The organism is Pseudomonas linyingensis (genome assembly GCF_900109175.1).
Classification (GTDB): Bacteria; Pseudomonadota; Gammaproteobacteria; order Pseudomonadales; family Pseudomonadaceae; genus Geopseudomonas; species Geopseudomonas linyingensis.
The window spans coordinates 42,681-68,530 of sequence record NZ_FNZE01000004.1; the positions used below are offsets into that span (position 1 = coordinate 42,681).

The window sequence follows — 25,850 nt, forward strand, 5'->3', positions numbered from 1 at the left end:
TCAGGGGCGATCAGACGCCGGAGGCTTCCGCCGCCGCCACGTCCTTGATCGACAGCTTGATGCGGCCGCGGTTGTCCACGTCCAGCACCAGCACCTTGACCTCTTCGCCTTCCTTGAGCACGTCGGTGACCTTCTCGATGCGCTTGTCGCTGAGCTGCGAGATGTGCACCAGGCCGTCCTTGCCCGGCAGGATGTTGACGAAGGCACCGAAGTCGACGATGCGCTCGACCTTGCCGACGTAGATCTTGCCGATCTCGGCTTCGGCAGTGATGCCCAGCACGCGCTGACGGGCAGCCTCGGCGGCTTCCTTGGTCTCGCCGTAGATCTTCACGCTGCCGTCGTCTTCGATGTCGATCGAGGCCTTGGTCTCTTCGCAGATGCCGCGGATGGTGGCGCCACCCTTGCCGATCACGTCGCGGATCTTGTCCGAGTCGATCTTCATCTGGATCATGGTCGGCGCGTTTTCCGACAGTTCGGCGCGCGGCTTGGCGATGATCTGGTTCATCTGACCGAGGATGTTCAGACGCGCTTCCAAAGCCTGGTTCAGCGCGATCTCCATGATCTCTTCGGTGATGCCCTGGATCTTGATGTCCATCTGCAGGGCGGTGACGCCCTTGTCGGTACCGGCCACCTTGAAGTCCATGTCACCGAGGTGGTCTTCGTCACCGAGGATGTCGGTCAGTACGGCGAACTTGTCGCCTTCCTTGACCAGACCCATGGCGATACCGGCCACCGGCGCCTTGACCGGTACACCGGCGTCCATCAGCGCCAGCGAGGCGCCACAGACGGAAGCCATCGAGCTGGAACCGTTGGACTCGGTGATCTCCGACACCACGCGGATGGTGTAGGGGAATTCGGCCTGGGTCGGCAGCATGGCGGCGACGCCACGACGGGCCAGACGGCCGTGACCGATTTCGCGACGGCCCGGGCTGCCCATGCGGCCGCACTCGCCGACCGAGAAGGGCGGGAAGTTGTAGTGCAGCATGAAGGCGTCCTTGCGCTCGCCTTCCAGGGTGTCCAGCAGCTGGGCGTCACGGGCGGTGCCGAGGGTGGCCACGACCAGGGCCTGGGTTTCGCCGCGGGTGAACAGCGCCGAGCCGTGGGTCTTGCCCAGCACGCCGACTTCGATGGCCAGCGGGCGCACGGTGCGGGTGTCGCGACCGTCGATGCGCGGTTTGCCGTTGACGATATTCTCGCGCACGATGCGGTATTCGAGCAGACCGAAGACTTCCTTGACCGCGCCGGCCGGGAACTGGCCTTCGCCTTCACCGACGAACTTGGCGATTACCTGCTCGCGCAGGGCATCGAGGGCGGCGTAGCGCTGCTGCTTGATGGTGATGGTGTAGGCGTTGGAGATCGCCTCGCCGAACTCGGCCTTGACCACTTCGATCAGCGCGGTGTTGGCCTGCGGAGCCTGCCAGTCCCAGCGCGGCTTGCCGGCTTCGGCAGCGAATTCCTTGATCGCGCGGACGGCGCTCTGGAATTCCTCGTGGGCGAACAGCACGGCGCCCAGCATCTGGTCTTCGGTCAGCTCTTCGGCCTGCGATTCGACCATCAGCACGGCGTCTTCGGTACCGGCCACCACCATGTCCAGACGCGAGTTCTGCAGCTGCTCGTAGGTCGGGTTGAGGATGTAGCCCAGCTCGTCGTGGTAGCCGACGCGAGCGGCGCCGATCGGGCCGTCGAACGGAATGCCGGAAACGGCCAGGGCGGCCGAGGTGCCGATCATCGCGGCGACGTCCGGATCGGACTTCTTGTTGGTCGACACGACGGTGCAGACGACCTGCACTTCGTTCATGAAGCCTTCGGGGAACAGCGGGCGGATCGGGCGGTCGATCAGGCGCGAGGTCAGGGTTTCCTTCTCGCTCGGACGGCCTTCACGCTTGAAGAAGCCACCCGGGATGCGGCCGGCGGCGTAGGTCTTTTCCTGGTAGTGCACGGACAGCGGGAAGAAGCCCTTGCCCGGATCGGCCTGCTTGGCGCCGACCACGGTGACCAGCACGCTGACGTCGTCGGTGCTTACCAGCACGGCGCCGCTGGCCTGACGGGCGATGCGGCCCGTTTCGAGGGTGAAGGTCGTCTGACCGAACTGGAATTTCTTGATAACCGGATTCACGGTGTTTTCCTTCTCTGTGTTGCCTTTGGGGAAATCGGTGGGATGGCGGGAGTCGGACCCGGATCACCCCTTCGGAAAGTCAAAAGCTGGAAGCCCGAAGCTGCAAGAGGGCATCGCCCTTACTTTCAACTTCGAACTCCCAGCTCCCGGCTTCCAGCTCAGCTACGTCTTAGCGACGCAGACCCAGACGCGCGATCAGCGCGCTGTAACGAGTTGCGTCCTTGCCCTTCAGGTAGTCCAGCAGCTTGCGGCGCTGGTTGACCATGCGGATCAGACCACGACGGCTGTGGTGGTCCTTGGCGTTGGCCTTGAAGTGACCCTGCAGCTTGTTGATGTTGGCGGTCAGCAGGGCAACCTGCACTTCCGGAGAACCGGTATCGCCTTCAGCTTGCTGGTACTCGCTAACGATCTGGGCTTTATCTTGAACGCTCAGTGCCATGGTGGGCTTTCCTCTGAGGTAACAGGCCGGGGAATTTCCCCGTTTTCATAATGGAGGTATGACCGTGCCTGCTGACAGCCACCCTCGTTCGGTCCTCAGGACCGAATCAGTCGACGCGGCGCAATGCGCCCGTCGTCGGTCGCTTCACCGATACCGATGAAACGACCCTCGTGATCCTGCACCCGCAGCATGCCGAACTTCGGCGCCTCGGGGGCTCGCACCGGCTGCCCGTGCAGCCAGTAATAGGCACTGTGCTCCGACAGCTGCAGCACCGGCCAGTGCTCCAGGCCGCTGTCCACCGGCAGCAGGAAGCGGTCGAGGGCCTCGGCCCCACCTTCCTCGTGCGCCTGTAACAGCGTGTCCAGGCTAACCGCCTGCTCCAGGCTGAACGGCCCGGCCTGGGTGCGGCGCAGTTCGGCGACATGCGCCCCGCAGCCCAGCGCCTGACCGAGATCCTCGACCAGGGTACGAATGTAGGTGCCCTTGCTGCAGGTTACCGACAGATCGGCAAACGGCGGCTCGAAACGGGTCAGCTCAAGGCGCTCAATAGTAACAGAACGCGCCTCGCGCTCCACCACCTCGCCGGCACGCGCCAGCTTGTACAGCGGCTGGCCATCGCGCTTGAGCGCCGAGTACATCGGCGGCACCTGCTGGATCGGACCGCGGAAACGCGGCAGCAGGGCTTCCAGCTGTTCCCGACCGACGGTCACCTCGCGACGCTCGAGCACCTCGCCCTCGGCATCGCCGGTGCTGGTGGTGACGCCCAGGTGCATGACCGTGGCGTAGCCCTTCTCGGCATCCAGCAGGTACTGGGAGAACTTGGTCGCCTCGCCGAAGCACAGCGGCAGCACGCCGGTCGCCAGCGGGTCGAGGCTGCCGGTATGCCCGGCCTTCTCGGCATTGAGCAGCCAGCGCACCTTCTGCAGCGCGGCGTTGGAACTGAAGCCGTGCGGCTTGTCGAGGATCAGGATGCCGCTGACCGCGCGGCGGATTCGTTTCACCTGGGCCACGCCTTACTCCTTGCCTGCTTCCGGGTCGTCGTGCTGGTGACGATCCTCGGCCACCGCACGCTCGATCAGCGCCGACAGATGGGCGCCGCGGCGCACGCTCTCGTCGTAGAGGAAATGCAGTTGCGGCACGGTACGCAGCTTGAGCGAGCGTCCGAGCAGCATGCGCAGGTAACCGGCGGCATCCTTGAGAATGCTCTGGTTGAGGGCGATCTTCTGATCGTCGTCGTCCTGCCCCATGATGGTGAAGAACACCTTGGCATGGGACAGATCGCGGCTGACTTCGGTGCCGGTCAGGGTCACCAGACCCAGGCGCGGATCCTTGATCTCGCGCTGGATCAGCTGAGCCAGCTCGCGCTGCATCTGGTCACCGATACGCTGGGTACGGCTGTATTCTTTGGCCATGACAGTTATCCGTGGAAAAAAAGCCTGAAGCTGAAAAGCGCAAGCCGGAAGCCTCCTAGCGGAGCCTCCGGCTTGTGTTTGCAGCACTCGCTGACGCTTAGAGGCTGCGAGCCACCTGGACCTTCTCGAACACTTCGATCTTGTCGCCGACGCGTACGTCGTTGTAGCTCTTCACCGCGATGCCGCATTCCATGCCGGCGCGGACTTCGGCGACGTCGTCCTTGAAGCGGCGCAGGGATTCCAGCTCGCCTTCGAAGACCACCACGTCGTCACGCAGCACACGGATCGGACGGTTGCGATGGACGTTGCCTTCCACCACCATGCAGCCGGCAACCGCGCCGAACTTCGGCGAACGGAAGACGTCACGCACTTCAGCGATACCGAGGATGTTCTCCCGCACGTCGCTGCCGAGCATACCGGTGAGCGCCTTCTTGACGTCCTCGATGATGTCGTAGATGACGTTGTAGTAGCGCAGGTCCAGACCTTCCTGCTCGACGATCTTGCGCGCGCCGGCGTCGGCACGCACGTTGAAGCCGAAGATCACCGCATTGGAGGCCAGCGCCAGGTTGGCGTCGCTTTCGGTGATGCCACCGACACCGCCGCCGACCACACGCACCTGCACTTCCTCGTTGCCCAGACCGGCCAGCGAGCCCTGCAGGGCTTCCAGCGAACCACGCACGTCGGACTTGAGGACGATGTTGAGGGTCTTCTTCTCTTCCTGACCCATGGTCTCGAAGATGTTTTCCAGCTTGCCGGCATGCGCGCGGGCCAGCTTGACCTCGCGGAACTTGCCCTGACGGAACAGGGCGACTTCGCGCGCCTTCTTCTCGTCGGCGAGCACGGTCAGGTCGTCACCCGCATCCGGAGTGCCGTCCAGGCCGAGGATCTCGACCGGAATCGACGGACCGGCTTCCTTGATCGGCTGGCCGTTCTCGTCAAGCATGGCGCGCACGCGGCCATAGTTGACGCCGGCGAGGACGATGTCGCCCTGACGCAGGGTACCGTTCTGCACCAGCACGGTAGCCACCGGGCCGCGGCCCTTGTCCAGACGCGATTCGATCACCACGCCACGGCCCGGAGCGCTCGGCGTGGCCGTCAGCTCGAGGACTTCGGCCTGCAGCAGCACGGCCTCCAGCAGTTCGTCGATACCGGTGCCGACCTTGGCCGAAACCGGGATGAACTGGGTGGTACCGCCCCACTCTTCCGGGATCACTTCACGCGCAGCCAGATCATGCTTGATCCGGTCGAGATCGGCGCCCGGCTTGTCGATCTTGTTGACCGCCACGACGATCGGCACACCCGCCGCCTTGGCGTGCTGGATGGCTTCCTCGGTCTGCGGCATCACGCCGTCGTCGGCCGCCACCACCAGGATGACGATGTCGGTCGCCTTGGCACCACGGGCACGCATCGCGGTGAACGCGGCGTGGCCGGGGGTGTCGAGGAAGGTGACCATGCCGCGGTCGGTTTCCACGTGGTAGGCGCCGATGTGCTGGGTGATGCCACCCGCTTCACCGGTCGCCACCTTGGTGCGGCGAATGTAGTCGAGCAGCGAGGTCTTGCCATGGTCGACGTGCCCCATGACGGTGACCACCGGCGCGCGCGACTCGGCCTCGCCCTCGAACTTGAGGGATTCGGCCAGTTGCTCTTCCAGGGCGTTCTCGCTGACCAGCGTGACCTTGTGGCCCAGCTCTTCGGCCACCAGTTGCGCGGTTTCCTGGTCGAGCACCTGGTTGATGGTCACCGGGGTGCCCATCTTGAACATGAACTTGACCACCTCGGCGCCTTTCACCGACATCTGCGCGGCCAGCTCGGCCACGGTGATGGTCTCGCCGATGTTCACTTCGCGGATGATCGGACCGCTCGGGCTCTGGAAGCCGTGCTGGTTGCGCTTCTTCAGCTTGCTCTTGCCGCCACGGCCGCCACGACGGAAGCGATCGCTCTCTTCCTCGGTGCTGCGCGGAGCGACACGCGGCGTCGGCGCCTTTTCCTTCAGCGACGGACGCGGCTGGGCCTGCTTGCGCTCGCGGCGCTCGTCATCCTCGTTGCGCTTGGGTGCCGCACGACGGGCTTCGTCACGGGCACGCTCGGCGGCACCCGGCTGACCCGCTTCCACAGCCACCGGAGCGGCGACGGCAGCGGCCACCTGGGCGGCGCTGGCCTGACGGGCAGCCACGGCGCGAATCCGCGCCTCTTCGGCATCGGCGCCACGGCGCGGTGCCGGTGCTGCCGCCTCGGGCCGGGCTTCGGGCTTGGCTTCAGGCGCCGGACGCGCCGCCGCTTCGGCCGCGCGCTTCTCGTCCTGCTCGCGCTTCTGCTCGGCGGCGACTTCCGCCGGCTCCTGCTTGACGAAGGTTTTCTTCTTGCGTACTTCGACGCTGATGGTCTTGCTGCCAGCAACCCGCAGGGTGCTGGTGGTCTTGCGCTTCAGGGTGATCTTGCTGGGTTCTTCCAGCTTCTCACCGTGGCTGCTCTTCAAATGCGCCAATAGTTTCTGCTTCTCTTCATCGGTCACTACTTGCTCGGCGCGGTTGTGCGGCAGACCTGCCTCACGCATTTGCTGCAGCAGGCGCTCTACCGGTGTATCGACCACCAGGGCCAGTTCTTTCACCGTGACTTGCGTCATGCACTTCTCTCCTCAGGCCGCGACCACTTACTCGAACCAATGGGCTCGGGCGGCCATGATCAGCTTGCCGGCACGTTCTTCAGTCATGCCGTCGATCTCGAGCAGGTCGTCAATCGACTGCTCGGCCAGGTCTTCGCGGGTCGGCACGCCACGCAGGGCCAGCTCGACAGCCAGCTCCTTGGTCATGCCGTCCAGTTCCAGCAGATCGTCTGCCGGATGGATGTCCGCGAGCTTCTCTTCAGTGGCGATCGCCTTGGTCAGGAGACGGTCCTTGGCCCGGGCACGCAGCTCATTGACGATCTCTTCATCAAAGCCCTCGATGCTGAGCATCTCCTCCATGGGCACGTAGGCAATCTCTTCCAGGGTGGTGAAGCCTTCTTCCACCAACACCTCGGCCAGCTCCTCGTCCACCCCCAGCTCGTCGACGAACCGCTGCAGGATGTCGCCGGTCTCGGCTTGCTGCTTGGCTTGGATATCGGCCTCGGTCATCACGTTGAGGGTCCAGCCGGTCAGCTGGCTGGCCAGACGCACGTTCTGCCCGCTGCGGCCGATGGCCTGAGCCAGGTTGTCGGCAGCCACGGCGATGTCCATGGTGTGAGTGTCTTCATCGACGATGATCGCCGCCACCTCGGCAGGGGACATCGCGTTGATCACGAACTGCGCAGGATTGTCGTCCCACAGCACGATATCCACGCGCTCGCCACCGAGTTCGCCGGACACGGCCTGCACGCGCGAACCGCGCATGCCGATGCAGGCGCCCTGCGGGTCGATGCGCTTGTCCTTGGAACGTACGGCGATCTTGGCGCGCGAGCCCGGATCGCGGGCAGCGGCCATGATCTCGATCAGCCCCTCGGCGATCTCCGGAACCTCGATGCGAAACAGCTCGATGATCATTTCCGGCGCGGTGCGCGACAGAATCAGCTGCGGACCACGGTTCTCGCTGCGGATCTCCTTGAGCAGGGCGCGCATGCGCGCACCGACGCGGAAGGACTCGCGGGGAATGATGTGCTCGCGGGCCAGCAGCGCCTCGGCGTTGTTGCCCAGATCGACGATCACGCTGTCTCGGGTAGCCTTCTTCACCGTGCCGGAGATGATCTCGCCGACGCGCTCGCGATAGGCATCGACCACCTGGGCGCGCTCGGCCTCGCGGACCTTCTGCACGATCACCTGTTTGGCGGTCTGCGCCGCGATGCGACCGAATTCGATGGAGTCGATCTTTTCCTCGACCACGTCACCCAGCTTGGCGTCAGCCTGCTTCTCCTGCGCCTCGGCGAGGGTCAGCTCGGCCGCCGGATTCTCCAGGTCGTCTTCGTCGACCACGGTCCAGCAGCGGAAGGTTTCATAATTACCAGTCTGACGATTGATCGAAACACGCAGTTCGACCTCGTCCTCGAAACGCTTTTTGGTGGCAGTGGCCAGAGCCAACTCCAGCGCTTCGAAAATCACGCTGGCCGGTACGCCCTTTTCATTGGACACCGACTCTACTACCAGCAGTACTTCTTTGCTCATCGTACGCCTCGCCTTTCGCAATCCATTGGGACCCGCCGGATCCGCGCCTCAGTCAAAACGGGGAATGATGTTGGCTTTGTCGATCGAATCGACCGGCAGCAGGTATTCATGCTCGTCTACCTGAACGACCACATCCTGCTCTTCCACGCCACGCAGCAAGCCCTGGAAATTGCGTCGTCCCTCGTAGGGCGAGCGCAGCCGGATCTTCACCTGCTCGCCCACGTGGGCAGCGAACTGCTCGAGGGTAAACAGCGGGCGATCCATCCCGGGAGAAGAAACCTCCAGGGTGTACTCACCGCTGATCGGATCCTCGACATCCAGCACGCCACTGATCTGCCGACTGACTTTTTCGCAGTCTTCGATCAGAACGCCGTCGGGAAGATCGATATAGACCCGCAGCAGGGAATGCCGGCCTTGAGAAATGAATTCGACGCCCCAGCACTGGTAGCCGAGAGCCTCGACCACCGGGGCCAGCAAGGCCTGCAACTGTTCTAGCTTGCTCGACACCTGGTCGCCTCCGCATGCTGTACAAACAAAAAATGGGCGAAACGCCCATCCCGTAGGTAACCACTCCTGACATTTAAAAGTGGCACAAATCTTCCAACTAGCAAAAAGCCCCTAAAAAGGGGCTTTTTTTGTAAAACTGGTTGCGGGGGCAGGATTTGAACCTACGACCTTCGGGTTATGAGCCCGACGAGCTACCAGACTGCTCCACCCCGCGTCTGAGTTGGAAAACTATACAGACTTGCTCCCGAATGGTCAACCATGACCTTCCAGAAACAACAAGGCCCGCATTGCGCGGGCCTTCTTGTATGGTACCGAGGAGGGGACTCGAACCCCTACAGCCTATGGCCACTACCACCTCAAGGTAGCGTGTCTACCAATTCCACCACCTCGGCAAACTCTTTAACGCAAACCGCCTGTTACTGCTTCTGCTCAGTACCTGACGGCACATCCGAAGAAGCCGGCTTTTGCGCTTCAAGCACCGGCACATCTTCTGTAGCGGGCTTGCTTGGAACTTCTAGTACTGCCGGATCCGGCAATCCATCTTGTTTAAGCATATCAGCTTTGTCTTTGGCAAAAAAGGCCAAACCGAGGCTGGTAGCAAAAAAAACGGCAGCAAGTGTAGCAGTAAAACGACTCAGGAACGTAGCAGAACCCTGACTACCGAACACGGTACCCGAAGCACCAGCACCGAAGGACGCACCGGCATCAGCACCCTTGCCCTGCTGCAGCAACACCAAGGCAACCAGGCCCAGCGCCACCAGCAGATGCACCACAATGATCACAGTCTCGAGCATCTTCAGCTTCCTGCGGCACGACAGATCGCACCGAACTCGTCCGCATTGAGGGAGGCACCACCTATCAGCCCCCCATCGATATCCGGCATGCCGAACAACTCGGCCGCACTGGCGGCCTTGACACTGCCGCCATAAAGAATTCTTACACCCTCAGCCACCACGGCATTCTCTGCCGCCAGCTGGGCACGAATCGCGCCATGCACCTGCTGAGCCTGCTTCGGCGTCGCCGTGAGCCCGGTACCGATGGCCCAGACCGGCTCATAGGCAATCACCGCTTTCGCGAAAGCCCCCACACCGAGCGCCTCGATCACCGCACCGATCTGCCGCATGACCACCGCGACTGTCTCGCCGGCTTCGTACTGCTCACGGGTTTCACCCACACACAGCACCGGAATCAACCCGCAGGACTGTGCAGCAGCAAACTTGCGACTGATCACGCCATCACCCTCGCCCAGCAACAGCCGACGCTCGGAATGACCAACCAGCACATAGCGGCAACCGGCATCAGCCAGCTGACTGGCGGCAATCTCGCCAGTCAGCGCACCCTGCATCGGCTCGACCGCACAGTCCTGTGCACCAACCGCAACATTCTTACCTGCCAGTCCGGCAATCGCCTGACTGATGTAGAGGCATGGCGGCATTACCGCCACATCCACGCCGCCCGGCAGAGCCAGCAAACGCAAACCTTTGATCAGCTCGGAGACGCTGGCAGTGGTGCCATGCATCTTCCAGTTACCAGCGACCAGGGGGCGGCGCATGCTAAACCTCGTCGTGCAAAGTGGGCGCAGATGTTACTCAAGCGCCGAGGAACTGGCAAGCGAAATCAAGCACATAGCTCTTTCACCAGCGCAGCCAGGGTTTCCGCGTGCGCACGCACGACGGCTTCCTCATCGCCTTCGACCATCACCCGCACCAGCGGCTCGGTACCCGACTTGCGCAGCAGCACGCGACCACGCCCGGCCATCTGCTCGGTCACCCGCGCGCAGGCCTCCTGCACCTGCGGGTGCGCCACCGGATCCTGACCACCACCGAAGCGCACGTTGATCAGCACCTGCGGGCACTTGTGCAGGCCGTGGCGCGCCTCGGCCAGACTCTGCTCGCGACGGCGCAGGGCCAGTAGCACCTGCAGCGCGGCGATGATCGCATCGCCGGTGGTGACATGCTGCTTGCAGACGATGTGCCCGGAATTCTCGCCACCCAGCACCCAGCCACGTTCGAGCATCTCGGCCATCACGTAGCGGTCGCCGACCTTGGCGCGCACGAAGGGGATGTTGCGCGCCGCCAGGGCCAACTCCAGGCCCAGATTGCTCATCAGGGTGCCGACCACGCCGGTCCCTTCGGGCAGACGATCGCGCTCCTGGAGATCGGTGGCAATGATGTAAAGCAGCTCGTCGCCATCGACCACGGCGCCGGTATGGTCGACCATCAGCACCCGGTCGCCGTCGCCGTCGAAGGCGATACCCATGTCGGCACCCTGCTCGAGCACCGCTTTCTGCAGCGCCTCCACGTGGGTGGAGCCGACCCCGGCGTTGATGTTGAGACCGTCCGGCTGCGCGGCGATCACCGCCACCTCGGCGCCCAGCTCGCGGAATACGCTGGGCGCCACCTTGTAGGTGGCGCCATGGGCGCAGTCGAGCACCAGCTTGAGGCCGGCGAAATCGGTGCTGGTCGGCACGCTGCTCTTGCAGAACTCGATGTAGCGGCCGGCCGCGTCGTTGATCCGCGCCGCCTTGCCCAGCTGCGCCGACTCGACCACGCCCATCGGCGCATCGAGCAGCTCCTCGATCATCAGCTCGACCTCGTCCGGCAGCTTGGTTCCCTTGCCGGAGAAGAACTTGATGCCGTTGTCGTCGTGCGGATTGTGCGAGGCACTGATGACGATCCCGGCATCGGCATGGAAGGTGCGGGTCAGGTAGGCCACCGCCGGGGTAGGCATCGGACCGAGCAGCATCACGTCAGCGCCCGCGGCAATCAGCCCGGCCTGCAGGGCCGACTCGAACATGTAGCCGGAGATCCGCGTGTCCTTGCCGATCAGTACCTTGCAGTGCCCCTGGCGACGGAACGCCATGCCGGCGGCCCAGCCCAGCCTGAGCATGAACTCGGGGGTGATCGGAAATTCGCCGACCCGTCCGCGAATACCGTCGGTACCAAAATATTTTCTGCTCATTCCATCATCCTGCTGTCAATCCGCCCATTCCACGGCGGCAATCATGCGAACCACATCCACCGTCTCGGCCACGTCGTGCACCCGCACGATCTGTGCGCCCTTGGCCACCGCCAGCGCAGCCAGCGCCAGGCTGCCGTACAGCCGCTCACCGACCGGGCGATCCAGTGCCCGACCGATCATGCTCTTGCGCGATACCCCAACCAGCAGCGGCAAGCCGAACTCGTGCAGTCGTTCCAACTGCCGAAACAGCCGCAGGTTATGCGCCTGGGTCTTGGCAAAGCCGAAGCCCGGATCCAGCACGATGCGCTCGCGGGGTATGCCCGCCTGTGCGCAGGCGGACATGCGCTCGGCAAGGAAATCGTGCACCTCGGCGTAGATGTCCGGGTACTGCGGGTCATCCTGCATGTTGCCCGGCTCGCCGCGCATGTGCATCAGGCACACCGGCAGGCCGCTTTCCGCTGCCGCCTGCAGGGCGCCGGGCCGCTGCAGGGAGCGAACATCGTTGATCAGCCCGGCACCGAGTCGTGCCGACTCGCGCATCACCGCAGCGGTGGAGGTATCCACCGAGATGATAACGTCCAGCTCGCGGGCAATCGCCTCGACGGCCGGGGCGACCCGCTCCAGTTCCTCCTGCGCGGAGACCGACGGCGCGCCGGGGCGGGTCGATTCACCACCGATGTCGATCAGCGTCGCGCCGGCACGCACCATCGCCTCGGCATGGCGCAGCGCGGCATCCAGGTGATTGAAGCAGCCGCCGTCGGAGAAGGAATCAGGGGTGACGTTGAGAATCCCCATCACCTGCGGACGGGACAAGTCGAGCGACCGACTGCCACAGGGCAGCCGGTCGCGAAAGGCACGCGTAGTCATCGGGAAATCAATGCTCTCCGGCCGGACCGCCAAGCGGCTTGTCGGCACGCGGCTCGGCATCCGCCTGCGGCCGGGCACTGCTGCCCGAGGAACCGCTGCCGGTGTCGTTCCAGCCCTTGGGCTCGCGCGGCTCGCGACCATCCATGATGTCGGCGACCTGCTCGGCGTCGATGGTCTCGAACTTCATCAGGGCTTGGGCCATGGCATGCAGCTTGTCGAGGTTGTCGCGCAAGGCCTGTTCGGCCTGCTCGTAGTTGCCGTCGATCACCGCACGCACTTCGTCATCGATCAGTCGGGCGGTTTCCGCCGACACGCTGCTGCCACGCCCGGACGAGCGACCGAGGAATACCTCTTCCTCTTCATCGGCGTAGGACAGGAAGCCCAGCTTGTCCGACATGCCCCACTGGGTGACCATGGTGCGCGCGATGCGGGTGGCCTGGCCGATGTCGCCGGTGGCGCCGTTGGTGACCTTGTCGTGACCGAAGATGACTTCCTCGGCGATCCGCCCACCGAAGATCATCTTCAGCTTGTTGTGCAGCCAGATGCGGCTGTAACCGTGGTGATCGCGCTCCGGCAGGGAGATGGTCACGCCCAGCGCACGGCCGCGCGGGATGATGGTGACTTTGTGTACCGGGTCGGAGGGGAACAGGCAGCCGAGGATGGCGTGACCGGACTCGTGGTAGGCGGTCATCAGCTTCTCGTCCTCGGTCATGACCATGGAGCGGCGCTCGGCGCCCATCATGATCTTGTCCTTGGCCAGCTCGAACTCCTTCATCTCGACGATGCGTTTGCCGTTGCGCGCGGCGAACAGCGAGGCCTCGTTGACCAGGTTGGCCAGGTCGGCACCGGAGAAACCGGGGGTGCCGCGAGCGATTACCGAAGGCTCGACGTCGTCGCCCAGCGGCACCTTGCGCATGTGCACCTTGAGGATCTGCTCGCGACCACGCACGTCCGGCAGGCCGACTACCACCTGGCGATCGAAGCGCCCCGGGCGCAGCAGCGCCGGGTCGAGCACGTCCGGGCGGTTGGTAGCAGCGATGACGATGATGCCGTCATTCATCTCGAAGCCGTCCATCTCCACCAGCAACTGGTTGAGGGTCTGCTCGCGCTCGTCATGCCCGCCGCCGAGACCGGCGCCACGATGACGACCGACCGCGTCGATCTCGTCGATGAAGATGATGCACGGCGCATGCTTCTTGGCCTGCTCGAACATGTCGCGCACGCGCGAGGCACCGACGCCGACGAACATCTCGACGAAGTCGGAGCCGGAAATGGTGAAGAACGGCACCTTGGCCTCGCCGGCGATGGCCTTGGCCAGCAAGGTCTTGCCGGTGCCGGGCGGGCCGACCATCAGCACGCCGCGCGGGATATGCCCGCCGAGGCGCTGGAATTTGCCCGGATCGCGCAGGAAGTCGACCAGTTCACCGACCTCTTCCTTGGCCTCGTCGCAGCCGGCGACGTCAGCCAGGGTGGTCTTCACCTGATCCTCGGAGAGCAGACGCGCCTTGCTCTTGCCGAAGCTCATCGGCCCGCCGCGACCACCGCCACCGCCCTGCATCTGGCGCATGAAGAACATGAACACCGCGATGATCACCAGGATCGGGAAGCTCGCCACCAGCAACTGGCTCCAGATGCTCTGCTGCTCGGGCTGCTTGCCCTCGATCACCACCTTGCTGTCGATCAGGTCGCCGATCAGACCGTTGTCCTGGATCGCCGGGCGCACGGTACGGAAGGGTTCGCCGTCGACACGGCGGCCGGTGATGATGTAACCGTCAACGGTCACACGCTCGACCTTGCCGTCCTTGACCTCCTGGATGAACTCCGAATAGTTGAGCGACTGCGGCTCGTTCGGAGTGGAGAAGTTGTTCATCACCGTTACCAGCACGGCTGCGATGATCAGCCACAGGATCAGGTTCTTTGCCATGTCGTTCAATTGACTACCCTCGCTGACCGGCCTCGCCTGGAAACCGCTTCACATGACGGCCGGATCTTTACCGACCTAACTTACTACAGCCACCCGATTGCTGGCAGATCGGGTTGTAACGTCATTTGACCCGGCCGTACCGGCCCGGGTCGGTCAAGCTGCAGTCTAGGCGCCACGGAATCCGCGTGCGAGCAGATACTGCTCGCGCGAGCGGTCCCGCGAGGACAGCGGCTTGCGCATCTGCACCTTGTCGAACAGCTCGCGCACCTGCTTGTGGTAGGCGTCGAAGCCTTCGCCCTGGAAGATCTTGATCAGGAAGTCGCCGCCCGGACGCAGCACGCGAGTGGCCAGATCCAGGGCCAGCTCGCACAGGTACATGGCGCGCGGCTGGTCGGCCGAGCGTACGCCACTCATATTGGGGGCCATGTCGGAAATCACAAGGTCGACCGGATGCTCGCCGATCGCCTCGAGGATCTGCGCGAACACCACATCGTCGGTGAAGTCGCCCTGGATGAAGGTGACATCGGCAATGCTGTCCATCGCCAGGATGTCCGAGGCGATCAGGCGCCCCTTGTCGCCGATCACCCGACTGGTGACCTGCGACCAGCCGCCCGGCGCCGCGCCGAGGTCGACCACGGTCATGCCCGGCCGCAGGATGCGGTCCTTCTCCTGGATTTCCAGCAGTTTGTAGCTGGCGCGCGAACGGTAGCCGTCCTTCTGCGCCATCTTCACGTAGGGATCGTCGAAATGCTCTTTCAGCCAACGCTGGCTGGTCTTGGAACGGGCCACGGGATACCTCATCTGTGCGGCTCCCGGTCACTCGGGTACACTAGCCGCCGCTTTTAACAGGATCAGACGCAGAGGTCGGATTATGCCGCTCAACAACGAGCAGAAGAAACAATACAAATCTATCGGCCACCATCTGAATCCGGTATTGATCGTGGCGGAAAACGGTTTGACCGAAGGCGTGCTGGCCGAACTGGACCGCGCCCTCAACGATCACGAGCTGATCAAGGTCAAGTTCGCCATCACCGAACGCGACGACCGCCGCGCCCTGATCGACGAGCTGTGCCAGCAGTCGCGCAGCGAGCTGGTGCAGATCATCGGCAAGATGGCGCTGGTCTATCGCAAGGCCGCCAAGCAGAACCGTCAGCTGTCGAACATCGTCCGCCACCAGATCTGAGGCGGCAGACACGGGCGATGGCCTCGCGGCATCGCCCGCCTCTTCAGTGCTCGCCGGGTACCGGCTGCAGCACCAGCACCAACCCGCAGGCCGCCACGGCCATGTAGCAGAACAGCTGCCAGCTGGCACCCGCGAACCCCAGCCAGGGGCCGGCAAAGAATCCCACCACCAGCAGCAGGACGGCCAGCAGCAGCTGACCGCGGAAATCCGCCCACAGGCTGCGCAGACCCCGCAACTGCATGAGCACCAGCTTCTGCAGCAACACGCAGAAGCCGGCGAAGCCCAGCAGCAGCGGGATCAGGCTGGCGGAAATATCCTCGAGCAGCAGCGGCGCCAGGCCGTAATGCTCCAGCGCCGGCAGCAGCACGAAGTACAGCAGCCACAGACCACCCACCCAGAAGGTCTGGGCCAGGCGCCAGCTGATGGCGCCGGCACGCAGCGGCGGACGAGGGGGGGCCGACTCAGAGATGGCGAACCTCGACAATCTCGTATTCGACCTTGCCGCTCGGGGTCTGCACCACGACCACATCACCCTCTTCCTTGCCCACCAGGGCGCGGGCGATCGGCGAGCCGACGGAGATCTTGCCGGCCTTGATGTCGGCTTCGTCCTCGCCGACGATCTGGTAGGTCACGCTCTCGTCGGTCTCGCAGTTGGCGATTTCCACGGTGGTGCCGAAGATCACCTTGCCGGTATGCGCGATGGTGGTGACGTCGATGATCACCGCGTGCTGCAGGCGACCCTCGATGTCACGGATACGCGCCTCGACCATGCCCTGCTGCTCGCGGGCAGCGTGATACTCGGCATTCTCCTTGAGATCGCCCAGCTCCCGTGCGGTACCGATGTCCTGACTGAGCTTCGGACGCACGACCTTGGTCAGATGGGCCAGTTCTTCCTCCAGGGCGCGAGCGCCCTGGACAGTCATCGGGTACTTGGTCATGCCTTGATACCTGCATGCAGATCCTGCAGACGGCGCACGGTCTTCTCGGGGCCGAACTTCAGCGCTTCACAGATTGCCTGACCACCGGCGATGGTGGTGGTGATGCAGATCTTGTGCTGCAGGGCGTTGCGGCGGATCGAGAAGGAGTCGGCGATCGACTGACGGCCTTCGGTGGTGTTGATGATCAGGCTGACTTCGTCGTTCTTGATCATGTCGACCACGTGCGGGCGACCCTCGGTGACCTTGTTGACGCGACGCACCGGCAGACCGGCGGCCTCGATCAGCTTGGCGGTACCGGCGGTGGCCACCACATCGAAACCGAGGTCGATCAGGTCGCGGGCGACCTGGGCGACGAAACGCTTGTCGTCCTCGCGCACGCTGATGAACGCGGTGCCACCGGTCGGCAGGATCTCGCTGGCGCCCAACTGGGCCTTGGCGAAGGCCTCGGCGAAGCTGTCACCCACACCCATCACCTCGCCGGTGGACTTCATCTCCGGGCCGAGGATCGGGTCGACACCGGGGAACTTGGCGAACGGGAACACCGCTTCCTTGACGCTGAAGAACGGTGGGATGATTTCCTTGGTGAGACCGACTTCCGCCAGGGTCTTGCCGGCCATCACGCGGGCGGCGATCTTGGCCAGCGAGGTGCCGATGCACTTGGAGACGAACGGCACGGTACGCGAGGCGCGCGGGTTGACCTCGATGACGTAGATGTCCTCGCCCTGCACGGCCATCTGCACGTTCATCAGACCGACCACGCCGAGCTCCAGGGCCATCTTCTTGACCTGCTCGCGAATCTCGTCCTGGATGTGCGCCGGCAGCGAGTACGGCGGCAGCGAACAGGCGGAGTCACCGGAGTGCACGCCGGCCTGCTCGATGTGCTGCATGATCGCACCGATCACCACGGTCTCGCCGTCGCACACCGCGTCGATGTCGACCTCGATGGCGCAGTTGAGGAAGTGGTCGAGCAGTACCGGGCTGTCGTTGGACACCTTCACCGCTTCGCGCATGTAGCGCTTGAGTTCTTCCTCTTCGTAGACGATTTCCATCGCCCGGCCGCCGAGCACGTAGGACGGACGCACCACCAGCGGATAGCCGATGACCTTGGACGCGGCCAGGGCCTCGTCCTCGCTGCGCGCGGTGGCGTTCTGCGGCTGGCGCAGGTTGAGGCGCTGGACCATCTGCTGGAAGCGCTCGCGGTCTTCGGCGCGGTCGATGGCGTCCGGGCTGGTGCCGATGATCGGCACGCCAGCCTCTTCGAGGGCGCGGCAGATCTTCAGCGGGGTCTGGCCGCCGTACTGGACGATCACGCCCTTGGGCTGCTCGACGCGGACGATCTCCAGCACGTCCTCCAGGGTCACCGGCTCGAAGTACAGGCGGTCGGAAGTGTCGTAGTCGGTGGAGACGGTTTCCGGGTTGCAGTTGACCATGATGGTCTCGTAGCCGTCTTCACGCATGGCCAGCGCGGCGTGCACGCAGCAGTAGTCGAACTCGATGCCCTGGCCGATGCGGTTCGGGCCACCGCCGAGAACCATGATCTTGTCGCGGGTCGACGGGTTGGCCTCGCACTCTTCCTCGTAGGTCGAGTACATGTAGGCGGTGTCGGTGGCGAACTCGGCGGCGCAGGTGTCGACGCGCTTGTACACCGGCAGCACTTTCAGCTTGTGGCGATGGCTGCGCAGGTTCTTCTCGGTGATGCCGAGCAGCTTGGCCAGGCGCGCATCGGAGAAGCCCTTGCGCTTGAGTTTCCACATCAGGTCGCGGTCGATGCTGGACAGGCCGAGGGTCTTGACGTACTCCTCGTCCTTGATCAGGTCCTCGATCTGCACCAGGAACCAGTGGTCGATCTTGGTCAGCGCGTAGATGTCGTCGCAGCTCATGCCGGCGCGGAAGGCGTCGGCCACGTACCAGATGCGATCGGCGCCCGGCACGGTCAGCTCGCGGCGCAGGATGCTCTGCGCCTCGGGGCTGGCCAGGTCGAGCTTGGGATCGAAGCCGGCGACACCGACTTCCAGACCGCGCAGGGCCTTCTGTACCGATTCCTGGAAGGTGCGGCCGATCGCCATCACTTCGCCGACCGACTTCATCTGGGTGGTCAGGCGAGCGTCGGCCTTGGGGAACTTCTCGAAGGCGAAGCGCGGGATCTTGGTGACCACGTAGTCGATCGCCGGCTCGAAGGACGCCGGGGTGCGGCCGCCGGTGATGTCGTTGGACAGCTCGTCGAGGGTGTAACCGACCGCCAGCTTGGCGGCGATCTTGGCGATCGGGAAACCGGTGGCCTTGGAGGCCAGTGCCGAGGAACGCGACACGCGCGGGTTCATCTCGATCACCACCATGCGCCCGTCGGCCGGGTTGATGCCGAACTGCACGTTGGAGCCGCCGGTTTCCACGCCGATCTCGCGCAGCACCGCCAGGGAGGCGTTGCGCATGATCTGGTATTCCTTGTCGGTCAGGGTCTGTGCCGGAGCGACGGTGATCGAGTCGCCGGTGTGCACACCCATCGGATCGAAGTTCTCGATGGCGCAGACGATGATGCAGTTGTCCTTCTTGTCGCGGACCACCTCCATCTCGTATTCCTTCCAGCCGATCAGCGACTCGTCGATCAGCAGCTCGCTGGTCGGCGACAGGTCGAGACCGCGGGTGCAGATTTCCTCGAACTCTTCACGGTTGTAGGCGATGCCGCCGCCGGTGCCGCCCATGGTGAACGACGGGCGAATGATGCACGGGAAGCCGACCTTGTCGAGCACGCCGTAGGCTTCGTCCATGTTGTGGGCGATGCCGGAGCGCGGGCAGGCCAGGCCGATGTCGCGCATGGCCTTGTCGAAGCGCGAGCGGTCCTCGGCCTTGTCGATGGTGTCGGCGTTGGCACCGATCATCTCGACGCCGAACTTGGCCAGCACGCCGTGCTTTTCCAGGTCCAGCGCGCAGTTCAGCGCGGTCTGGCCGCCCATGGTCGGCAGCAGGGCGTCGGGACGCTCCTTCTCGATGATCTTGGCCACGGTCTGCCACTTGATCGGCTCGATGTAGGTGGCGTCGGCCATGGCCGGGTCGGTCATGATGGTGGCCGGGTTGGAGTTCACCAGGATGACGCGGAAGCCTTCCTCGCGCAGGGCCTTGCAGGCCTGGGCGCCGGAATAGTCGAACTCGCACGCCTGGCCGATGACGATGGGGCCGGCACCGAGGATCAGGATGCTTTTAATGTCTGTACGTTTTGGCATGGTCTCTCACACGAATCCGTTGATCTGTCGGCAGGCTTAGCGACGCTTGGCCATCTCGGCGATGAAGCGATCGAACAGCGGGGCCACGTCGTGCGGGCCCGGGCTGGCTTCCGGGTGACCCTGGAAGCTGAAGGCGACCTTGTCGGTGCGCTCGATGCCCTGCAGAGTGCCGTCGAACAGCGATTTGTGGGTGGCGCGCAGGTTGCCCGGCAGGCTGGTCTCGTCCGCGCAGAAGCCGTGGTTCTGGCTGGTGATCATCACCACGCCGGTGTCGAGGTCCTGTACCGGGTGGTTGGCGCCGTGGTGGCCGTGGCCCATCTTCATGGTCCTGGCGCCGGAGGCCAGGGCCAGCAGCTGGTGGCCGAGGCAGATGCCGAATACCGGAATCTCGGTCTCCAGCACGTCCTTGATCGCCTGGATGGCGTAGTCGCACGGCTCGGGATCGCCCGGACCGTTGGACAGGAACACGCCGTCCGGCTTCAGCGCCAGCGCTTCGCTGGCCGGGGTCTGCGCCGGCACCACGGTCACCCGGCAGCCACGCGCCACCAGCATGCGCAGGATGTTCAGCTTGACGCCGAAGTCGTAGGCCACCACGTGGTAGGGCTGCTCGCCGGCCGGAATGTCGACATGGCTGTCGGTCTCGAGGCTCCACACACTGGAGTTCCACTCGTAGGACTCGCTGCAGCTGACCACCTTGGCCAGGTCCATGCCCTTGAGGCCGGGGAAGCTGCGCGCCAGTTCCAGGGCCTTTTCTTCGCTGGCGTCGTCGCCGGCGAGGATGCAGCCGTTCTGCGAACCCTTTTCGCGCAGGATGCGGGTCAGGCGGCGGGTGTCGATACCGGCGATGGCCACCACGTTGTTGGCCTTCAGGTATTCGTCCAGTGGCTGCTTGTCGCGCCAGCTGCTGGAGACCAGCGGCAGGTCGCGGATCACCAGACCGGCAGCCCACACGCGGTTGGACTCGGCGTCTTCCGGCGTGGTGCCGGTGTTGCCGATATGCGGATAGGTCAGGGTGACGATCTGCTGGCAGTAGGAAGGATCGGTGAGAATTTCCTGATAGCCGGTCATGGCGGTATTGAATACCACCTCGCCGACGCTCTGCCCGTCGGCACCGATGGCTTCACCGCGGAAAATGCTGCCGTCGGCAAGCGCGAGTATGGCTGGCTTAGTCAAGAAGACCTCCCGTAAATAGAGCCGTTTCATGCAAATTCAGGTTGCAAAAAAGCGGAATGACGTGAGAACCACATCACCCCGCTTTTTTCCATGTTGTCTGCATGCTCGTAGTGGACGCACTAAAGCTGAATTTTAGAGCAAAAATCGTCCAGCGGAAAGGTCTACCGCCCACCGGCGACAGCGACCGCACTCTTCCAGTGCAGACCGGACCTTTCCGCCGGCACGCCTCAGCGCAGCTCCAGCACATCCTGCATGTCGTACAGCGCCGGCGCACGGCCTTGCAGCCACAACGCGGAACGCACCGCACCCTTGGCGAAGGTCATCCGGCTGGAAGCCTTGTGGGTGATCTCCACCCGCTCGCCGTCGGCGGCGAACAGCACGGTATGGTCGCCAACCACGTCGCCGGCGCGCACGGTGGCGAAACCGATGGTTTCCCGCGCCCGCGCGCCGGTCTGGCCTTCGCGACCGTAGACCGCCACCTTGTGCAGGTCGCGCCCCAGGGCATTGGCCACCACCTCGCCCATGCGCAGGGCGGTGCCGGACGGCGCATCGACCTTGTGACGATGGTGGGCCTCGATGATCTCGATGTCGACCTCGTCGCCCAACACCCGCGCCGCGGTATCCAGCAGCTTGAGGCACAGGTTGACGCCAACGCTGAAGTTGGCGGCGAACACGATGGGGATTTCCCGGGCCGCCTCGGCCAGCAGCTGCTTCTCCTCGGCGGTGAAGCCGGTGGTGCCGATGACCATGGCCTTGCCGGCCGCGCGGCAGACGGCCAGGTTGTTCAGGGTCACGCTCGGATGGGTGAAGTCGATCAGCACGTCGAAGTCGTCGAGCACCTGGGCCAGCTCACCGGCCAGGACCACGCCGAGACGCCCCACCCCGGCCAGTTCGCCAGCATCGGCGCCGACCAGACTGCTGTCCGGGCGATCCACCGCAGCGCTCAGCGTGGCGCCCGGCGCCTGCTGGACCGCTTCGATGAGGGTCTTGCCCATGCGCCCGGCGGCGCCCATCACTGCAATACGTCGCATAACTCTGCTCCGGGGTGCGGGCGGCACACGCCGACCCGCCGCCCTGTTCGGTTAAAGATCGTCGAAGAAGCGCTTCACGCCTTCGAACCAGCCGCTGGCCTTGGGCGAATGCGAACTGTCGCCCTGCAGGCTGCTGCGAAACTCCTCGAGCAGCTCGCGCTGGCGCTTGTCGAGATTGACCGGCGTCTCCACCACCACCCGGCACATCAGGTCGCCCGCACCGCCGCCGCGCACCGGCGCCACGCCCTTGCCGCGCAGACGGAACAGCTTGCCGGTCTGGGTCGCCTCGGGGATCTTCAGCTTGACCCGACCGTCGAGGGTCGGCACTTCCAGCTCGCCGCCCAGCGCCGCGTCGGCGAAGCTGATCGGCACCTCGCAGTACAGGTGCTTGCCGTCGCGCTGGAAGATCGCATGTTCGCGCACATTGACCACGACGTACAGGTCACCGGCCGGACCACCCTGGGTGCCCGCCTCGCCCTCGCCGGTCAGACGGATGCGATCGCCGGTATCGACGCCAGCCGGCACCTTGACCGACAGGGTCTTGTGCTCTTCCACGCGGCCCTGACCGTGGCAGCTGCCGCACGGGTCGGAGATCATCTTGCCGCTGCCATGGCAGCGCGGGCAGGTCTGCTGCACCGAGAAGAAGCCCTGCTGCATGCGCACCTGGCCGATGCCGCCGCAGGTGGTACAGGCGACCGGCGCACTGCCCTTCTTGGCGCCACTGCCCTCGCAGGGCTTGCACGCCACCAGGGTCGGCACTCGAATGGTCACCGTGGTGCCGCGCACCGCCTCTTCCAGATCCAGCTCGAGGGTGTAGCGCAGATCGCTGCCGCGCTGCGGACCGCCACGCTGGCCGCCGCGACCGCCACCGCCGAAGAAGTCGCTGAACACGTCGCCGAAGATGTCGGAGAAGTTGGCGTTGCCGGCACCGAAACCGCCGCCACCGCCCATGCTCGGGTCGACCCCGGCATGCCCGTACTGGTCGTAGGCCGAGCGCTTGCTGGCGTCGGAGAGCACCTCGTAGGCCTCGTTGGCCTCCTTGAATTTCTCCTCGGCCGCCTTGTCGTCGGGATTGCGGTCCGGGTGGTACTTCATGGCCAGGCGACGGTAGGCCTTCTTCAGCTCCGCCTCGCTGGCGCCGCGCTCGACACCGAGCACCTCGTAATAGTCACGTTTTGCCATGGATCTCATGCACTCCGATTTCGTCTTCCCCAGACACGCCGACGCGGGAGCAAGCTCCCGCGCGGCGGTCAGGACCCGCTACAGACGGACTGCAGCGGGTCAGGGCGGAAGCAAGCGTGACGCTTACTTGTTGTCCTTGCCTTCCTTGACTTCCTCGAACTCGGCATCGACCACGTCGTCGCCGGCCGCCTTGTCCTGCTGGCCGCCGGCCTGGGTGGCGTCCTGCGCCTGCTCGGCGTACATCTTCTGCGCCAGCGGCGCGGTCACCTGGGACAGGGCCTCGATCTTGGCCTCGATGGCCGCCTTGTCGTCGCCCTTGACGGCCGCTTCCAGCTCGCCCAGCGCGGTCTCGATGGCAGCCTTCTCCTCGGCGGCGGCCTTGTCGCCGGCCTCGGTGACCATCTTGCGGGTGGCGTGCACCAGCTGGTCACCCTGGTTGCGTGCAACCACCAGCTCCTCGAACTTGCGGTCTTCCTCGGCGTTGGCCTCGGCGTCGCGGACCATCTGCTGGATCTCTTCCTCGGACAGGCCGGAGTTGGCCTTGATCACGATGGACTGCTGCTTGCCGGTGGCCTTGTCCTTGGCGGACACGTGCAGGATGCCGTTGGCGTCGATGTCGAAGGTGACCTCGATCTGCGGCACGCCGCGCGGCGCCGGCGGAATGTCGGCCAGGTCGAAGCGGCCCAGCGACTTGTTCTGCCCGGCCTGCTTGCGCTCGCCCTGCAGCACGTGGATGGTCACCGCGTTCTGGTTGTCGTCCGCGGTGGAGAACACCTGCGACTTCTTGGTCGGGATGGTGGTGTTCTTCTCGATCAGCGCGGTCATCACGCCACCCAGGGTCTCGATGCCCAAGGTCAGCGGGGAGACGTCGAGCAGCAGCACGTCCTTGACGTCGCCGGCCAGTACGGCGCCCTGGATGGCGGCACCCATGGCCACGGCTTCGTCCGGGTTGACGTCCTTGCGCGCTTCCTTGCCGAAGAATTCGGCGACCTTCTGCTGCACCAGCGGCATGCGGGTCTGGCCGCCGACCAGGATCACGTCGTCGATCTTGGCCACGTCGATGCCGGCGTCCTTGAGGGCGATGCGGCACGGCTCGATGGTGCGCTGCACCAGATCCTCGACCAGCGCTTCCAGCTTGGCGCGGGAAATCTTCACGTTGAGGTGCTTCGGCCCGGTGGCGTCGGCGGTGATGTACGGCAGGTTGACGTCAGTCTGCTGGCTGGAGGACAGCTCGATCTTGGCCTTCTCCGCCGCTTCCTTCAGGCGCTGCATGGCCAGCGGGTCGCCCTTGAGGTTCATGCCGCTTTCTTTCTTGAACTCGTCGACGAGGTAGTCGATCAGGCGGATGTCGAAGTCCTCGCCACCCAGGAAGGTGTCGCCGTTGGTGGCCAGCACCTCGAACTGGTGCTCGCCGTCGACTTCGGCGATCTCGATCACCGACACGTCGAAGGTGCCGCCGCCCAGGTCATAGACGATGATGGTGTGGTCGCCCTTGGCCTTGTCCATGCCGTAGGCCAGCGCCGCGGCGGTCGGCTCGTTGATGATGCGCTTGACGTCGAGACCGGCGATGCGGCCGGCGTCCTTGGTGGCCTGGCGCTGGCTGTCGTTGAAGTAGGCCGGCACGGTGATCACCGCTTCGGTGACCGTCTCGCCGAGATAGTCTTCGGCGGTCTTCTTCATCTTCTTGAGGATTTCCGCGGAGATCTGCGGCGGCGCCATCTTCTGGCCGTTGACCTCGACCCAGGCGTCACCGTTGTCGGCCTTGGCGATCTTGTACGGCACCATCTGGATATCTTTCTGCACCACGTCTTCTTCGAAGCGACGACCGATCAGACGCTTCACCGCGTACAGGGTGTTGTGCGGGTTGGTCACCGCCTGGCGCTTGGCCGACTGGCCGACCAGGATCTCGCCATCGTTGCTGTAGGCGATGATCGACGGGGTGGTACGACCGCCTTCGGCGTTCTCGATGACCTTGGCCACGCCGTTCTCCAGAACGGACACGCAGGAGTTGGTGGTGCCCAGGTCGATACCGATGATTTTGCCCATTTCACTCTCCGGAAACTTTGACTCGGGGCGACGCTTCTGGCTGCCGCCCGGATGACTGGATACTTGGCACTACAGATGGGGATGCCCCGACAGCTTTCAAGGGCATTCCCGGCAATTCACTTCACTCGGCCTTGCTCACCACCACCATGGCGGGGCGCAGCAGGCGACCGTTGAGCAGGTAGCCCTTCTGGAACACCTTGAGCACGCTGCCCGGCTCCACGCCGGGGCTGGCCTGCATGGCCATGGCCTGGTGCTGCTCGGGGTTGAACGGCTCGCCGTGAGGATCGAGCGCCTCGACCTGGTAGCGCTTGAGGGTATCGTGGAACGCCTTGAGGGTCAGCTCCATGCCTTCACGCATCGGGCGGATCGCCTCGTCGGCCGGATCGGACAGCTCGAGACCGCGCTCCAGACTGTCAACCACCATCAGCAGGTCGGCGGCGAATTTTTCCAGGGCGAACTTGTGCGCCTTCTCCACGTCCTGCTCGGCGCGACGGCGCACGTTGTGCAGTTCGGCAGCCGCACGCAGGGCCTGATCCCGGGCTTCCGCCAGCTGCTCCTCGAGCGCCTGCACGCGCTGCGCCAGATCGTCGCCGGCGGCGGCTTCCGCCGCGCCCGGTGCCTCGGCTTCGGGATTCTGCGGATCAAGCTTGTGTTCGTCAGCCATGGATGTCTCCTTGAAAACAACGGTCGGGCGCAGCGGCCCTTGATTCAGCCGCCTATA

Annotated in this window: 22 protein-coding genes and 2 tRNA genes; 1 reads left to right on the forward strand and 23 read right to left on the reverse strand. The window is 64.5% G+C overall.

The genetic code is table 11. From position 1 onward, the window contains the following. Positions 1-10: 10 nt before the first annotated feature. From pnp to rlmE, 15 genes are all read right to left on the reverse strand, one after another. Positions 11-2,116, reverse strand: coding sequence for a polyribonucleotide nucleotidyltransferase (gene pnp / locus BMZ19_RS06100; RefSeq protein ID WP_090308417.1), 2,106 nt, complete (start codon positions 2,114-2,116; stop codon positions 11-13). A gap of 169 nt (positions 2,117-2,285) precedes the next feature. Continuing rightward, entirely contained in the window at positions 2,286-2,555 is a 270-nt protein-coding gene (gene rpsO, locus BMZ19_RS06105; protein WP_090308420.1) for a 30S ribosomal protein S15, read from the reverse strand. A 95-nt stretch (positions 2,556-2,650) separates the two neighbouring features. Continuing rightward, positions 2,651-3,565 (reverse strand): tRNA pseudouridine(55) synthase TruB, encoded by a 915-nt coding sequence (truB, locus tag BMZ19_RS06110; protein ID WP_090308425.1) that lies wholly within the window; start codon positions 3,563-3,565, stop codon positions 2,651-2,653. 3 nt (positions 3,566-3,568) lie between these two features. Beyond that, complete coding sequence (rbfA, locus tag BMZ19_RS06115) at positions 3,569-3,967, reverse strand: 30S ribosome-binding factor RbfA (protein ID WP_090308429.1); 399 nt, start codon at positions 3,965-3,967, stop codon at positions 3,569-3,571. A 97-nt stretch (positions 3,968-4,064) separates the two neighbouring features. Next, entirely contained in the window at positions 4,065-6,590 is a 2,526-nt protein-coding gene (gene infB, locus BMZ19_RS06120; protein WP_090308434.1) for a translation initiation factor IF-2, read from the reverse strand. A 27-nt stretch (positions 6,591-6,617) separates the two neighbouring features. After that, on the reverse strand, positions 6,618-8,099 hold the full coding sequence (gene nusA / locus BMZ19_RS06125) for a transcription termination factor NusA (RefSeq protein ID WP_090308437.1): 1,482 nt from the start codon (positions 8,097-8,099) through the stop codon (positions 6,618-6,620). Positions 8,100-8,147: 48 nt separating this feature from the next. Further along, positions 8,148-8,606, reverse strand: a complete 459-nt coding sequence (gene rimP, locus BMZ19_RS06130) for a ribosome maturation factor RimP (RefSeq protein ID WP_090308440.1) — start codon at positions 8,604-8,606, stop codon at positions 8,148-8,150. A gap of 137 nt (positions 8,607-8,743) precedes the next feature. Then, positions 8,744-8,820, reverse strand: a tRNA-Met gene (locus tag BMZ19_RS06135). Between the two features lie 92 nt (positions 8,821-8,912). Beyond that, positions 8,913-8,998 (reverse strand) — tRNA-Leu (locus BMZ19_RS06140). A gap of 24 nt (positions 8,999-9,022) precedes the next feature. Next, positions 9,023-9,400, reverse strand: coding sequence for a preprotein translocase subunit SecG (secG, locus tag BMZ19_RS06145; RefSeq protein ID WP_090308443.1), 378 nt, complete (start codon positions 9,398-9,400; stop codon positions 9,023-9,025). Positions 9,401-9,402: 2 nt separating this feature from the next. Then, positions 9,403-10,158, reverse strand: a complete 756-nt coding sequence (gene tpiA / locus BMZ19_RS06150) for a triose-phosphate isomerase (RefSeq protein WP_090308448.1) — start codon at positions 10,156-10,158, stop codon at positions 9,403-9,405. Positions 10,159-10,223: 65 nt separating this feature from the next. Next, positions 10,224-11,567 carry a phosphoglucosamine mutase gene (glmM, locus tag BMZ19_RS06155; protein WP_090308452.1) on the reverse strand — a complete coding sequence of 448 codons (1,344 nt, stop codon included), beginning with the start codon at positions 11,565-11,567 and terminating at the stop codon, positions 10,224-10,226. 15 nt (positions 11,568-11,582) lie between these two features. After that, complete coding sequence (gene folP / locus BMZ19_RS06160) at positions 11,583-12,434, reverse strand: dihydropteroate synthase (RefSeq protein ID WP_090308454.1); 852 nt, start codon at positions 12,432-12,434, stop codon at positions 11,583-11,585. A 7-nt stretch (positions 12,435-12,441) separates the two neighbouring features. Then, a complete protein-coding gene (gene ftsH, locus BMZ19_RS06165) occupies positions 12,442-14,358 on the reverse strand; it encodes an ATP-dependent zinc metalloprotease FtsH (RefSeq protein ID WP_090308457.1) in 1,917 nt (638 codons plus the stop codon). A 165-nt stretch (positions 14,359-14,523) separates the two neighbouring features. Next, on the reverse strand, positions 14,524-15,147 hold the full coding sequence (gene rlmE / locus BMZ19_RS06170) for a 23S rRNA (uridine(2552)-2'-O)-methyltransferase RlmE (RefSeq protein WP_090308459.1): 624 nt from the start codon (positions 15,145-15,147) through the stop codon (positions 14,524-14,526). Positions 15,148-15,229: 82 nt separating this feature from the next. Between rlmE and yhbY the strand changes: the two genes are divergently transcribed. Beyond that, complete coding sequence (yhbY, locus tag BMZ19_RS06175) at positions 15,230-15,541, forward strand: ribosome assembly RNA-binding protein YhbY (RefSeq protein WP_090308463.1); 312 nt, start codon at positions 15,230-15,232, stop codon at positions 15,539-15,541. A gap of 43 nt (positions 15,542-15,584) precedes the next feature. On the opposite strand, the gene BMZ19_RS06180 is transcribed toward yhbY, so the two are convergent. The 8 genes from BMZ19_RS06180 to grpE form a co-directional block, all read right to left on the reverse strand. Beyond that, complete coding sequence (locus BMZ19_RS06180) at positions 15,585-15,980, reverse strand: DUF4149 domain-containing protein (RefSeq protein WP_090309158.1); 396 nt, start codon at positions 15,978-15,980, stop codon at positions 15,585-15,587. A gap of 22 nt (positions 15,981-16,002) precedes the next feature. Beyond that, on the reverse strand, positions 16,003-16,479 hold the full coding sequence (gene greA, locus BMZ19_RS06185; protein WP_090308466.1) for a transcription elongation factor GreA: 477 nt from the start codon (positions 16,477-16,479) through the stop codon (positions 16,003-16,005). Then, on the reverse strand, positions 16,476-19,697 hold the full coding sequence (gene carB, locus BMZ19_RS06190) for a carbamoyl-phosphate synthase large subunit (protein WP_090308469.1): 3,222 nt from the start codon (positions 19,695-19,697) through the stop codon (positions 16,476-16,478). The genes greA and carB overlap by 4 nt, the downstream gene beginning before the upstream one ends. A gap of 36 nt (positions 19,698-19,733) precedes the next feature. Continuing rightward, entirely contained in the window at positions 19,734-20,870 is a 1,137-nt protein-coding gene (gene carA / locus BMZ19_RS06195; protein WP_090308472.1) for a glutamine-hydrolyzing carbamoyl-phosphate synthase small subunit, read from the reverse strand. Between the two features lie 227 nt (positions 20,871-21,097). Next, entirely contained in the window at positions 21,098-21,901 is an 804-nt protein-coding gene (gene dapB / locus BMZ19_RS06200) for a 4-hydroxy-tetrahydrodipicolinate reductase (protein ID WP_090308476.1), read from the reverse strand. A 51-nt stretch (positions 21,902-21,952) separates the two neighbouring features. Continuing rightward, positions 21,953-23,083: a molecular chaperone DnaJ gene (gene dnaJ / locus BMZ19_RS06205; protein WP_090308480.1), complete on the reverse strand. Its 1,131-nt coding sequence runs from the start codon at positions 23,081-23,083 to the stop codon at positions 21,953-21,955. A 123-nt stretch (positions 23,084-23,206) separates the two neighbouring features. Beyond that, a complete protein-coding gene (gene dnaK, locus BMZ19_RS06210) occupies positions 23,207-25,129 on the reverse strand; it encodes a molecular chaperone DnaK (protein WP_090308484.1) in 1,923 nt (640 codons plus the stop codon). A gap of 121 nt (positions 25,130-25,250) precedes the next feature. Next, positions 25,251-25,793 (reverse strand): nucleotide exchange factor GrpE, encoded by a 543-nt coding sequence (gene grpE, locus BMZ19_RS06215; RefSeq protein WP_090308487.1) that lies wholly within the window; start codon positions 25,791-25,793, stop codon positions 25,251-25,253. Positions 25,794-25,850 lie beyond the last annotated feature (57 nt).